Origin of the sequence: Leptolyngbya sp. AN10 (genome assembly GCF_050565645.1) — a bacterium.
GTDB lineage: Bacteria > Cyanobacteriota > Cyanobacteriia > Leptolyngbyales > Leptolyngbyaceae > Leptolyngbya.
This window is the reverse complement of sequence record NZ_JBNXVP010000044.1, coordinates 1-12,722: the sequence shown is the minus strand read 5'-3', so window position 1 is coordinate 12,722 and position 12,722 is coordinate 1. Positions and strand designations below refer to the sequence as shown.

The window sequence follows — 12,722 nt, the reverse complement described above, 5'->3', positions numbered from 1 at the left end:
GGCTAATCGAAGAAACCCCACTGAAGTGGGCTGAAATTACGGTCTGAGGGGGCTTCAGCCTCCTTTCCCTCATTAGCCCGGACGGTTTACCTCCGGGCGGACTCAATGGCAGCGACAGATGTAGAATTTCGCGTTAATAACCATTACCCCCGACCTTTCCCGCCTGATTGCTCCGGACAATACCGCACAATCTCAACCGTCTGTGGCAACACCCCAACCATCAGCGCAAACGCCTCACTCGGCAATCGTGCCACCAAATCCGAGCCAAAATAATTCTCAAACTGATTCAAAATCATCTGCGCTCGTTGGAACGGCAGAGCATTATCAGTAATTTGCTGAGTTAGTCGAATCCACTGGCGACGAATCAAATACGCCTTCTGTCGTTCCTCGTCCGCCTTTGGATGAACGAGCGACAAATCCCCTACAGGCAGAACACCCTTGCAATCTCGATCGAGCAAATTCCCAACCGCTGCTCCCGGACCTGCAAACTCAGCATGAAATTGCTTATAAATAATGAGTCCATTGCGTCTACGGCTATTGACCATCAGCAATTGCCCGTGGCTCAGTTCAGCCAAAATATCAGACACGTCCTTAACAGAATTCACTGGGAGATTGTGCCATTACACTCTAGTGGCTTTTGGGCGATCTGTCATGGGTGATGGACAGTTCTCAAGCAGGATAATGAATCGTTTTAGAGCGATTATTTTCGTCCCTGACTGGCAAGATTAATTCGATCCCCAAGCTGCCGTAATGTCTGCGCCATACTGGAATCTTTCTCTTTTAACTGCCCGATTTTCTCGCAGCTATACATAACAGTGGTGTGATCCTTTCCACCAAACACATCTCCAATTTTTGGCAGACTTAATTCGGTATGATGCCGCATCAGATACATTCCCACTTGCCGAGCAACGCTAATTTCCCGACGGCGAGAATTTCCTTTGAGATCGTCGATCGACACTCCGAATGCTTCGGAAACGGCATTGATCACAACCTCTGGAGAGGCTTCGACTTTTTCGACAGGCGGATTCAGCATCGGGGCAATGTTTTCCACCGTCATCGACAATCCGGAGATCGAAATATACGCAACTGCACGAATCAGCGCTCCTTCTAATTCCCGAATGTTCGAGGTATAGCTGGACGCAATGTACTCGATCACTTCCCGTGGCAGGCGCATATTTTCGTATTCGGCTTTTTTCTGCAAGATCGCCATTCGGGTTTCGAGATCGGGCGGTTGGATGTCTGCGATCAAGCCCATCGAAAATCGGGAGCAAAGCCGCTCTTGCAGCTTCGGAATTTGATTGGGCGGACGGTCAGAGGCAAGTACTACCTGCTTTCCAGCCTCATGCAAGGTGTTGAAAGTATGGAAAAATTCTTCTTGAGTATATTCTTTACCTTCAATGAACTGAATGTCATCAACTAATAACACGTCAGCGGCTCGATATCGATCGTGAAAACTTTGTAAGTCGTCTTTGCGAATCGCGGTGATTAAATCGTTCGTAAATTTCTCAGTCGAGACGTAAATGATTTTGGCATCTGCGGAAATTTCGAGGCGATAATGCCCGATCGCTTGCATCAGATGAGTTTTTCCCAATCCAACGCCGCCACATAAAAAGAGTGGATTGAACTCGCGACCTGGAGATTCCGCGACTGCCAGCGATGCCGCGTGTGCCATCCGATTGTTTGGACCGACGACCAGGCGCGAGAAAACATATTTTGAATTGAGATCAGTTGAATTGGGCGATCGAGGCGGCTGAATCGGTAACTCTGGGAGCGTGGGCGTTTCTGCCACAAACGGAAAAAACAACTCTGCATCGTCACTTTCGGCACTGGGCACGAAGCGAAATTGCACTTCGACAGGTCGCCCAACAATGTCGTGTACGGCATCCTGTACGGTTTTCATGTAGTGCTTCTGAATCCAATTTTGGGCGAACGGATTCGCCGTTCGGAGGATCAAGCAGGTATCCGTTAATTCTTCTGGAACGGCACTTTTTACCCAAGTGTCGAACGTGGGCGGACTGAATTTGAGTTTTAGGATCTCAAGCACATCCGACCACATCGCATCGATCGAGCTATCTACCGCCATATTTCCGCTCCGAACCCCAGACCAAAGCATAAGATAATTTACTCTACTTCAAGATGTCGAGAGGCGATCGAATGAACTTTTTCGATCGTCAATTCAATACATAGAGCGGCATGAATCGCGCTAGGATAAAAAAATCTTTACTTAGCAACCAGCTACTTTTTTGTGGTGAATATTTCCTCTACCAGAGTCGATCTTGCTGAACTTTACCCGTTTGAATTGGATGAATTTCAATTGCAAGCGATCGCTGCACTGGAAGCAGGAAAATCTGTCGTGGTCTGCGCTCCTACAGGTTCAGGTAAAACGCTGATCGGAGAATACGCGATCCATCGAGCGCTGGCTGCCAATCGTCGAGTTTTCTACACGACACCACTCAAAGCGCTGTCCAATCAGAAGTTGCGCGATTTTCGGGATCAGTTCGGAGCCGAAAACGTGGGGCTACTCACTGGAGACGTTTCGATTAACCGGGATGCCCCGATTTTGGTGATGACGACCGAGATTTTCCGAAATATGCTCTACGGAACGCCGATCGGGGAAGTGGGCACGTCTTTGATCGGGGTCGAAGCGGTGGTGCTGGATGAATGTCACTACATGAACGATCGACAACGCGGCACAGTTTGGGAAGAGTCGATCATTTACTGCCCTTCAGAAGTTCAACTGGTGGCACTCTCGGCAACGGTGGCAAATAGCGATCAACTCACAGATTGGATTGCTCAAGTTCATGGACCGACTGAGCTAATTTATTCGGATTTTCGTCCGGTTCCGCTTCAGTTCTCGTTCTGTAATACGAAAGGACTCTTTCCGCTGCTGGATGAGACAGGCAAGCGATTGAGTCCCCGTCTCAAGCCGAAACGCAGCGAGTACCGTCCGAGAGGAGCCAATCAGCGGGGCGCACCTCGTCCGGAGTGTCCAAGCCTTCCATTCGTTGTGAGCCAACTGGCAGCAAAAGATATGTTGCCTGCGATCTACTTTATTTTCAGTCGGCGCGGCTGTGATAAAGCAGTGACAGAATTGGCGAATTTGACATTGGTGAATGAAGCGGAAACGGCACTACTAAAAGAGCGGATTGATGCGTTTCTCGATCGTAATCCTGAAGCTGGACGGGCAGGACAAGTCGAACCTTTGTATCGCGGCATTGCAGCCCACCATGCGGGAATTCTCCCTGCCTGGAAAGGATTAGTCGAAGAACTGTTCCAAGACGGTTTGATCAAAGTCGTGTTCGCGACTGAAACGCTGGCAGCCGGGATCAATATGCCTGCTCGAACTACGGTCGTTTCGAGCCTGTCAAAGCGGACGGATGCAGGACATCGCTTACTGAATCCCTCTGAGTTTCTACAGATGTCGGGACGGGCAGGACGACGCGGAATGGACGATCGCGGTTATGTGGTCACAGTTCAAACCCCGTTTGAGGGATCGAAAGAAGCTGCATATTTGGCAACTTCTGGAGCCGATCCGCTGGTGAGTCAATTTACACCGAGTTACGGAATGGTGTTGAACCTGCTGCAAACGCATTCGATCGAAGAAGTTCGCGCTTTGATCGAACGCAGTTTTGGACAATACCTTTCTACACTTTATCTAAAGCCGCAACAGCAAGAACTCGAACGCTGTAAACATGAACTGAAGCAACTCGAATCGATCGTTTCTGAAGTCGATTGGAAACTGTTAGCGCAATACGAAAAGCTCCAAGAACGACTCAAAGAAGAGAAACGACTACTCAAAACCTTGCAACATCAAGCCGACGAAATGCAAGCGGGAGAAAGAGCGATCGCGCTTCAATTTGCGGTTGCAGGTACGAGTTTGACACTCAAAGGCGACGGATCTTCGGTCATTCCCGCTGTTCTCGTGTCGAAAATTCCTGGTTCGGGTCAATTCCCGTATCTCATTTGTTTAGGACAAAACAATCGTTGGTATGTCGCATCGGTGGCAGATGTCGCAGCTTTACGCGGTGAAATTCCTCGATTAAAAGAGGTTGATTATCTGAATCCGCCACCCGAACTCGTGTTCAAACCGGGACAAACTCGGAAAGGAACCGAGGAGAGTATTGCGATCGCGCAATTGATCCCTGATCCCCCCGGACTTCCAGATGAAGCGCCCGAAGTGTACGCCCAACATCAACGGATGAACGCGGTACAGGCACAAATGGAAGCGCATCCGGTTCACCAATGGGGCAATCGTCCTCAGACTTTGAAACGGCAGAGACGGATTGAAACCTTAAGAGAAGAAATCAACGATCGACAAGCCAAACTCGATGAAAAAACCCAACGTCACTGGGATGAATTCGTCGCGCTAATCGAAATTCTGCGGCGATTTGGTTGCTTAGATGACCTCACTCCAACGGTTCTGGGACAAGCGACCGCAGCGATCCGAGGCGACAACGAACTCTGGCTGGGTTTGGCACTCATGTCTGGCGAACTCGATCATCTCGATCCGCATCACTTTGCAACGGCTTGTGCTGCCCTTGTCACTGAAGTCTCTCGCCCTGATACTTGGACTCGCTACGATGTTTCCGATCCGGTTCTTGAAGCATTGAGCGAACTTCGCAGCATTCGCCGTCAATTGTTCCAACTCCAACGCCGCTATCAAGTCGCCTTTCCGGTCTGGCTCGAAGATGAAATGGTGGGATTAGTTGAACAGTGGGCGCTCGGAGTCGATTGGGTCGAACTGTGCAGAAATACCAGTTTAGATGAAGGCGATGTCGTCCGAATTTTGCGCCGGACTGTAGATTTACTGTCGCAAATTCCGCATACGCCAAATCTTTCTCAAGCGATTCGGACAAATGCGATTCGGGCAATTCAACTGCTCGATCGATTCCCGGTCAACGAAGCAGTTGAATAATTCAAAAGTTCGGCAACTCAGTGATTAATAGTCTGCGATCGTGATTTCAACGATCGTGAGACGAGTACATTTTGCTCTGTTGTTTTTGCGCGTCAGCCAGGGATTACTCAAGGTATTCTGAGCAGCAATGCCCCGGAAATACCAGTAATCATAAGCGCTCTAACTCCGATGATCCGTTCCAAGAAAACCTCGCTCCGCCTGATTCTCGTCGTCCCATTTGTACTGCAAATTACAGCAGCGGTCGGACTCACAGGCTATCTTTCCCTCCGTAACGGACAAAAAGCGGTGAACGATCTCGCTTCCCGATTGCGAACTGAGGTCAGCGATCGAGTGAATCAGCACCTCGATACTTATTTATCGACTCCTCAAAAGATTAATCAACTCAACGCAGATGCCGTTCGATCGGGACTGCTTGATCCACTAGATTTTAAAGCGAGTGGAAGAATCTTTCGGCGGCAAATTGAGGCTTTCGGATTCGGATATATCAACTATGGATTGGTTACGGGTGAATTCTCAGGATCGGGATACTTTGCAGCCGCCGGAATCCTCAAACCCGATGAAATTCATATTAGTGAGAAGTCCGATCGTACAAATGGAAAACTTTTTTACTATCAGTCAGATAGTGAAGGGAATCGGATCAGAAAAGGTGGAGAAGCAGAGTACGACTTTGAAAAAGAAGCTTGGTATTCAGGAACGCTAAAAGCAGGAAAACCCATTTGGAGCAAGGTTTATAGCTGGGATGATGTGCCAGAAGTGATGTCGATCGGAGCAAGTCAGCCGCTCTACGATAAAAACAATCAGGTAATCGGTGCAATCTCGATCGACTTACTGCTTTCTAAAATCGGTGACTTTCTTCGCAGCTTAAAAGCGAGTCCTTCAGGAAAAACATTCATCATTGAGCGCGACGGACTGTTGATTGCTAGTTCAAGCACTGAGAAACCATTCACTCTAATCAATGATAAAGCCGAGCGACTGAGTGCCTTAAAGAGTCGCGATCGACAAATTCAAGCTGCTGCTGATTACCTGAAAAAGCAGTTCGGAGACTTCAAAAATATTCAGTCGAGCCAAGAACTTGACTTTGTTCTAGAACACGATCGGCAGTTTCTTCGAGTGACTCCTTGGCGCGATGCAAACGGGTTAGATTGGCTCGTTGTGGTGATTGTGCCCGAATCGGACTTTATGGCGCAAATCAACGCCAACACGCGCACGACCATTTTGCTGTGTCTAGGTGCTCTGGCATTAGCAACCGTACTGGGAATCTACACATCTCGATGGATCACTCAGCCGATTTTGCGATTAAGTCGCGCTTCAGAAGCGATCGCAGCAGGCGAACTTGATCAGCACATTCAACCCTCAAGCGTCGATGAACTCGATCGCCTAGCACAGTCCTTTAACCGGATGGGACAACAGCTAAAAGAATCATTCACAAAGCTAGAGCAGTCAAATCAAGATCTCGAACATCGAGTCGCAGAACGCACCGTAGAACTGCAATTAGCTAAGGAAAACGCCGATGCTGCGAACCATGCAAAGAGTGACTTCTTAGCAAACATGAGCCATGAATTGAGAACGCCGCTAAACGGAGTACTGGGATATGCTCAAATTCTGGCGCGAACCGCTTTAACTGAACAGCAGCAACATGGAGTCAGCATCATTTATCAGTGCGGTTCTCATCTCTTGACGTTGATCAACGATGTTCTAGACCTTTCTAAAATCGAAGCTCGCAAAATGGAACTACATCTAACGGGCTTCCATCTTCCTTCGTTTCTCCAAGCCGTTGTCGAAATCTGTCGCATTAAAGCGGAGCAAAAAGGCATCGACTTTATCTATGAACCTCCCGCAAATTTACCAACCGGAATTATTGCGGACGAAAAACGCCTAAGACAAGTTCTGATTAACCTTTTGGGGAACGCAGTTAAATTCACAGATCGAGGTCACGTGACCTTTCAAGTGAGCGTTCATACGATCGCAGAGACTCATCAGCTTCACTTTGCGATTCAAGATACCGGAGTTGGCATGAGTGCTGATCAGTTGGAAACCATCTTTTTACCGTTTGAGCAAGTCGGCGAAACTAAACGACAAACCGAAGGCACAGGGCTAGGATTGGCAATCAGCCAAAAGATTGTCGAGATGATGGGCAGCCAAATTCGCGTCACCAGCGAGCTAGGACAGGGCAGCACATTCGAGTTTGAGATGGCTTGTCCGTCTGCTACAGATTGGATTGAAACGAGCGCGATGACGGGAACGGGCAAGATTCTCAAATACGCAGGCGAACCCAAACAGGTTCTAATCGTTGACGATCGCTGGGAAAATCGTGCGGTCATTGTCAATCTATTAGAATCAGTCGGATTCAAAGTAATCGAAGCGCAAAACGGGCAAGAAGGACTAGAAAAAGCTCGATTCTACCAGCCCGATCTGATTATTGCTGATTTAGCAATGCCTGTGATGGATGGCTGGACAATGGTTTCAGAGATGAGACAGTCTGAAGAGTTGAAAACTGCGATCGTGGTGATTTCTTCTGCCAGCGTGTATGAGATCGATCGCCAAAAGAGCATAGATGCAGGCGGAGACGACTTTTTATCTAAGCCTGTGCAAGCTGAAGAACTCTATCAGATGTTAGCGAAGTATCTACAGCTAGAGTGGATTTATGCAGAGCCAGAACTTGCTGCCGCTACGACAGCAGAACTGGTCATCCCCACAGCTTCAGAGCTATCTCAGCTTTTGAAATACAGCCAACAAGGTTATATCGCAGGCATCAAAGCAGAATTAGCAACTCTCGCTCAAATCAATCCAGCCTATGAACCTTTCGTCAATCAGTTCACCCCTCTGTTGAAAGAGTTCAACCTGAAGCAGATTCGCAAGCTTCTGCAAGACTCTGTTGGCTAATTCAAACCTGCAATTTCACAAAGATAGCTTATGCTAATGGACAGCGAAACCGTTTTGGTGATTGATGATAATCCAACGAATCTAGACGTTTTGTACACGGCGTTAGATAGTGCTGGATACAAAGTATTCGTTGCAACCGATGGTGAAAGTGGAATCGAGCAAGCCCTAGAGCATCCTCCTGATCTGATTCTGCTAGATGTCCAAATGCCCGGTATTGATGGTTTTGAAACTTGCTTACGCTTAAAATCAGTTCCCTCAACTCAAGACATTCCGATCGTCTTCATGACTGCCTTAGCCGACACTGAAGCGAAAGTAAAAGGGCTAAATGCAGGCGCGATCGACTATATTACAAAACCCTTTCAACATCAGGAAGTGATCGCCCGAATTCGAGTACATCTAAAAGTAAGACAACTGAGCTTAGAGCTAACCCGCGAAAAACAGCAGCTAGAACAGCGAGTCATCGAACGAACAACCCAACTTTCTCAAGCCTTCAACGAGCTAAAAAATGCTCAACTCCAGTTAGTCCAAAGTGAGAAAATGTCTGCTCTAGGCAATTTAGTTGCAGGAGTCGCCCACGAAATCAACAACCCGGTTGGCTCAGTTGCAGGCAATCTCAAACACGCTGAAGACTATCTTCAAGGCTTACTAGAGCATCTGCATCTTTATCAGCACTATTACCCTCAGCCCGTTTCAGCCATTCAAGATCATTCAGAGGAGATCGATCTCCCTTTCCTACTCGAAGATTTGCCCAGCTTGATCACTTCGATGAAAGCTGCAACAGAGCGGATTGCAGGCATTAGTACCAGTTTGCGAACGTTCTCTAGGGCTGATAGTCAGCATCCTGTGAAATGTAACATTCACGATGGCATCGAGAGTACCTTGCTTGTTCTAAAATATCGGCTCAAAGCAAATCAACAGCGTCCCGAAATTACGATCGTCAAACACTACGGAGACTTGCCAGAAGTCGAATGTTATCCAGGACAACTCAATCAGGTTTTCATGAACATTCTGGCAAACGCGATCGATGCGATCGACGAAATTACCCAAGATCCTTCCCGCGCAACTTCTCATGGCTATTCGATTGAGATTCACACCGAAGTTTTAACAGATCGATCGAGCATTGCAATCCACATCAAAGACAACGCACTAGGAATGCCCGAAGCGGTACGAGCTAAGATCTTTGACCATCTATTCACAACGAAATCAGCAGGCAAAGGAACTGGATTAGGACTCTCGATCGCCCGCCAAATCGTTGAAGAAACTCATCAAGGACTCCTAACTTGCCGCTCTACTCTTGGTGAAGGCACAGCATTTATGATTCAGATTCCTTTGTCTTAAGTTTTGGCTGAGTCATGCCAGGAGGAAGACTGATTCTTATTCCACCTGATTGTTTTGAGAATTGCTTTGCCCATACTGAGAAAGGGCAATTGGAAACGATTCCGTCTCTTGCTCCCTCATATTGTTCAGTGATGTAGGCGTTTTCCGTGTGAATGACCTGGACTTGGAACGACCCAGAATCTTAGTCGTCGATGATCATCCATCGAGTCGGATGACAGCGGTAGCATTGCTCTCTGTAGAAGGCTACGACGTGATAGAAGCAGACAGCGGTGTTGCAGCATTATCCCAACTGCAAGAGACGAATCCGGATCTGATTTTGCTCGATGTAATGATGCCAGGAATGGATGGCTACGAGGTCTGTCGTCGGCTCAAGGAAGATGAACACACGCGCCTCACTCCGATCGTATTTATTACAGCATTAGACGATCGACGATCGCGCCTCCGAGGAATCGAAGCAGGCGGCGATGATTTTCTCACGAAGCCGTTTGATCAGTTAGAACTTTCGGCGCGAGTCCGATCGCTGATTCGTCAGAAACGGCTGAATGAAGATTTAGACCATGCAGAGAAGGTTTTGTTTTCGATCGCCAGAACCGTTGAAAGTCGCGATCCGAATACGGGCGATCACTGTGAACGGCTCGTCATACGAGGGAAAGCGTTCGGAGAATTTTTGGGACTCACGCGATCGCAAATTCGCGATTTGATGTGGGGCGGCTATCTGCACGATATTGGCAAAGTCGGAATTCCAGACAGTGTATTGCTAAAACGCGGCAGATTCACTGAAGAAGAATTTCAGATTATGAAGCAGCATGTTCTAATTGGCGAGAAGATTTGTCAACCCTTGCGAACAATGCAGGGAGTTGTCCCGATTATTCGGCATCATCACGAGCGGTGGGATGGATCGGGATATCCGGACGGTTTACAGGGCGATCAAATTCCATTCTTGGCGCAAGTGTTTCAAGTGATCGATATTTATGATGCACTAACCAGCGAACGTCCTTATAAGAAAGCATTTCCACCCGAAGAGGCACTGCGAATTATTGCTGAAGAAATGAAACAGGGGTGGCGAAATCCGGACTTAATCGAGGCATTTGGGCAGTTTATTCATACGATCGAGATCAAAGCGGCAAATGAAAATACTTGGTTTCAGAAATATATCAAAACCGTAAATCGAGTTTAAGCTGTATCACAAGTCTCTTTGCTTTTCGGAACACTGCTCTAGAATTGGATTAGAGGAATTTTTGGGTGGATCAAAGGCGTTTCAGCGAAGCGTCGAGATAGAAATCAAAGTCGTAAAGTAAGCATAGTGGAGGCGCGATGTTAGTAGTTCTAGCGGGCGATCAACTCCTTTCAGTCCGGCAAGTGTGTCAAGGATGCTTGATGGCAGACCAAAGTGGACAACCACGCTGGCGACAGGGACAACTGCGCTGTGGGCAGGCAATTAGTCAGATGGAAGAGAAGCTTCCCGCCCAGTTTGAGTGCCAAATGGGATTTAGAATTGCCAATATCGAGTAGGAATCGTGCTGGGTGCGTTATTCTGGGCTTAATCTCTTTTACACGGATTTAGGAGAATTGAGTTATGGCGTGGCGCGGATCTACAACGGTGTCCGATCGCATTTTTGCTTCTCTGGTCTATCTTTTGCCGCTGATTGATGTCATTCGGTTGGTGGCTCCGATTCTGCGGGGTGACTCGTTTCTGAGTCCTCTGCTTTTGATCATTGCTCAACCGCTGATGCCGTTAATGTCAATCTATAGCGGCTTTATTCCACTGATTGTATTTTTTGCACTGTTCTTATTGGTAGTCAGAAACGAGAATATTTCTCACTTTATTCGCTTCAATACCATGCAGGCGATTCTATTTGGAATTGTCTTGAGCCTAGTCGCCATTATTTGGGACTTTGCACTCGGACCGATTTTCAGCGGGATTCCTTTGCTTGCACAAACTTTGTTTAATGCCGTGTTCTTAGGGACGATCGTGGCGATCGGATACTCGCTCGTCCAAACGGTACTCGGACGCTATGCGGAAATTCCCACGATTTCAGATGCAGTTTATATGCAGGTTCGCTAATCCTGAAGCTGCGTTTGGCGAGTTGGAATTTTCATTCTGACGGTATTTTCGAGATAGCCAATGCCTTCGATTTCAACTCGAACGCGATCGCCGATCTGCATTGCACCGACTCCTTCTGGTGTGCCTGTGAGAATCACATCACCCGGAAGCAGCGTCATTACTTGACTGATATAAGACACGAGCACATGGGGGAGAAATACCATATCCCCGATCGAGGCTGACTGTACCGAGACATCGTTGAGAAACGTTTGGATTCGGGCATCAGGACTGATCTCGCGCACAATCCAAGGACCTAATGGACAGAACGTATCAAAGCCTTTGGCTCGCGTCCACTGTCCATCTTTTTTTTGCAAATCCCGTGCGGTGACATCATTCGCGATCGTATACCCCCAAATTTTACTGTGAGCGTCTTGGGGCGGGCAATCTTTGACTCGATCGCCAATAATTAGCGCCAATTCGCCCTCATAATCCACTCGTACAGACTGAGGAGGATAAAAAATCTCCGAACCCATCGCGATCACGGTTGTCGTCGGTTTGAGAAACAAAAGCGGCTCTTCTGGCAGCGGAGTTCCCATTTCAGCCGCGTGGTTTGCGTAATTTTTGCCAACCGCGATGATTTTCGAGGGGGCGCAAGGGGCAAGGAGCCGATAATCGCTCAATCGCTGGTCAGTGGGTTGTCCTTTTAGCCAGGGGGGAGCGTCCAAGACCTGAACGGTACGATCGATTTGCAGCAATCCGTAGTGGATTTTGCCTTCAGGGGTTTGGACGCGGACGTAACGGTGTGCCATAAGAATAACCAGTTGGGATTTTATAGACCAGATAGATTGAGGGCAACGACTTCACAGGATGGTATAGAATTGTAATTCCTTGCCCTTTCATTATTGGGGTTTCTCTGTCTAAATCAAGTGCATTTCACTGGATTTCGGGAGACAAAAATAAGACGAAAGAGCCATTTAGTCCGTAAGGAGTTTGTTTGGATGAGTCAGTTGTACGAAACGATGTATATTTTGCGTCCTGACATCGGGGACGAAGCGGTTGACGGTGCGATCGATAAGTATCAATCGATCTTGAAAGATAACGGTGCAGAGATTATTGAGACTCAGCATCGGGGTAAGCGTCGGTTGGCTTACGAGATCGATAAGCAACGTGAAGGCATTTACGTGCAGATGAACTTCAAAGCCGATGGTAGCCAAATTGCACCGATGGAACGGGCGATGCGGTTGAGTAACGAAGTGATTCGTTATTTAACGGTCAAGCAGGACGAGCCGAAGGTCGAAGAAGCTGAAGAGGCTTAACGAAGTTTTGGTTTGAGGTTGGAATCTCCGGTTTCTCAGTGGAATCGGAGATTTTTTATTAGCGGACGAGGTTTGGAGATGAACGAACGATCCCAATACTTAGGGCTTGCTGAAAAAGTCATTCTGTAAAAACTGGATCACAGACTTCTCTGAATCTGCATCCTTTTATTTATGCGATCGCCAATTGCCATTGATTCGGTTGTCGCCGTGTTCGATGTAATTCAAA

At 47.7% G+C, this 12,722-nt stretch carries 10 protein-coding genes; 7 read left to right on the top strand and 3 right to left on the bottom strand.

From position 1 onward, the window contains the following. Positions 1-143 precede the first annotated feature (143 nt). Together ACQ4M5_RS34770 and dnaA are read right to left on the bottom strand one after the other, a co-directional pair. Positions 144-605, bottom strand: coding sequence for a hypothetical protein (locus ACQ4M5_RS34770; protein WP_430680368.1), 462 nt, complete (start codon positions 603-605; stop codon positions 144-146). Between the two features lie 95 nt (positions 606-700). Then, positions 701-2,113: a chromosomal replication initiator protein DnaA gene (gene dnaA / locus ACQ4M5_RS34765; protein WP_430680367.1), complete on the bottom strand. Its 1,413-nt coding sequence runs from the start codon at positions 2,111-2,113 to the stop codon at positions 701-703. A gap of 135 nt (positions 2,114-2,248) precedes the next feature. Here dnaA and ACQ4M5_RS34760 point away from each other — a divergent pair, with 135 nt between their 5' ends. The 6 genes from ACQ4M5_RS34760 to ACQ4M5_RS34735 all read left to right on the top strand — a co-directional run bounded on the left by ACQ4M5_RS34760 (position 2,249) and on the right by ACQ4M5_RS34735 (position 11,201). Then, positions 2,249-4,915: a DEAD/DEAH box helicase gene (locus ACQ4M5_RS34760; RefSeq protein ID WP_430680366.1), complete on the top strand. Its 2,667-nt coding sequence runs from the start codon at positions 2,249-2,251 to the stop codon at positions 4,913-4,915. Between the two features lie 168 nt (positions 4,916-5,083). Continuing rightward, on the top strand, positions 5,084-7,798 hold the full coding sequence (locus ACQ4M5_RS34755) for an ATP-binding protein (protein WP_430680365.1): 2,715 nt from the start codon (positions 5,084-5,086) through the stop codon (positions 7,796-7,798). Between the two features lie 30 nt (positions 7,799-7,828). Beyond that, positions 7,829-9,136 carry a hybrid sensor histidine kinase/response regulator gene (locus ACQ4M5_RS34750; RefSeq protein WP_430680364.1) on the top strand — a complete coding sequence of 436 codons (1,308 nt, stop codon included), beginning with the start codon at positions 7,829-7,831 and terminating at the stop codon, positions 9,134-9,136. A 148-nt stretch (positions 9,137-9,284) separates the two neighbouring features. Further along, positions 9,285-10,313, top strand: coding sequence for a response regulator (locus tag ACQ4M5_RS34745; protein WP_430680363.1), 1,029 nt, complete (start codon positions 9,285-9,287; stop codon positions 10,311-10,313). Between the two features lie 137 nt (positions 10,314-10,450). Next, positions 10,451-10,648, top strand: a complete 198-nt coding sequence (locus tag ACQ4M5_RS34740) for a hypothetical protein (RefSeq protein WP_430680362.1) — start codon at positions 10,451-10,453, stop codon at positions 10,646-10,648. A 64-nt stretch (positions 10,649-10,712) separates the two neighbouring features. Then, entirely contained in the window at positions 10,713-11,201 is a 489-nt protein-coding gene (locus tag ACQ4M5_RS34735; RefSeq protein ID WP_430680361.1) for a Tic20 family protein, read from the top strand. Here ACQ4M5_RS34735 and ACQ4M5_RS34730 read toward each other — a convergent pair. After that, on the bottom strand, positions 11,198-11,989 hold the full coding sequence (locus tag ACQ4M5_RS34730; RefSeq protein WP_430680360.1) for a fumarylacetoacetate hydrolase family protein: 792 nt from the start codon (positions 11,987-11,989) through the stop codon (positions 11,198-11,200). The genes ACQ4M5_RS34735 and ACQ4M5_RS34730 overlap by 4 nt on opposite strands. A 189-nt stretch (positions 11,990-12,178) precedes the next feature. On the opposite strand from ACQ4M5_RS34730, the gene rpsF reads away from it, so the two are divergent. Continuing rightward, the gene (gene rpsF / locus ACQ4M5_RS34725) at positions 12,179-12,496 is read left to right on the top strand and encodes a 30S ribosomal protein S6 (RefSeq protein WP_430680359.1); all 318 of its coding nucleotides are present in this window, start codon (positions 12,179-12,181) and stop codon (positions 12,494-12,496) included. The last annotated feature ends 226 nt before the right edge of the window (positions 12,497-12,722 follow it).

What these genes read in the sequence shown, in the direction of transcription:
- dnaA (WP_430680367.1), bottom strand. Translation starts at nt 2,113, where the DNA reads ATGCTTTGGTCTGGGGTTCGGAGCGGAAATATGGCGGTAGATAGCTCG.
- ACQ4M5_RS34755 (WP_430680365.1), top strand. Translation starts at nt 5,084, where the DNA reads ATGATCCGTTCCAAGAAAACCTCGCTCCGCCTGATTCTCGTCGTCCCA.
- ACQ4M5_RS34750 (WP_430680364.1), top strand. Translation starts at nt 7,829, where the DNA reads ATGCTAATGGACAGCGAAACCGTTTTGGTGATTGATGATAATCCAACG.
- ACQ4M5_RS34740 (WP_430680362.1), top strand. Translation starts at nt 10,451, where the DNA reads ATGTTAGTAGTTCTAGCGGGCGATCAACTCCTTTCAGTCCGGCAAGTG.
- ACQ4M5_RS34735 (WP_430680361.1), top strand. Translation starts at nt 10,713, where the DNA reads ATGGCGTGGCGCGGATCTACAACGGTGTCCGATCGCATTTTTGCTTCT.
- ACQ4M5_RS34730 (WP_430680360.1), bottom strand. Translation starts at nt 11,989, where the DNA reads ATGGCACACCGTTACGTCCGCGTCCAAACCCCTGAAGGCAAAATCCAC.
- rpsF (WP_430680359.1), top strand. Translation starts at nt 12,179, where the DNA reads ATGAGTCAGTTGTACGAAACGATGTATATTTTGCGTCCTGACATCGGG.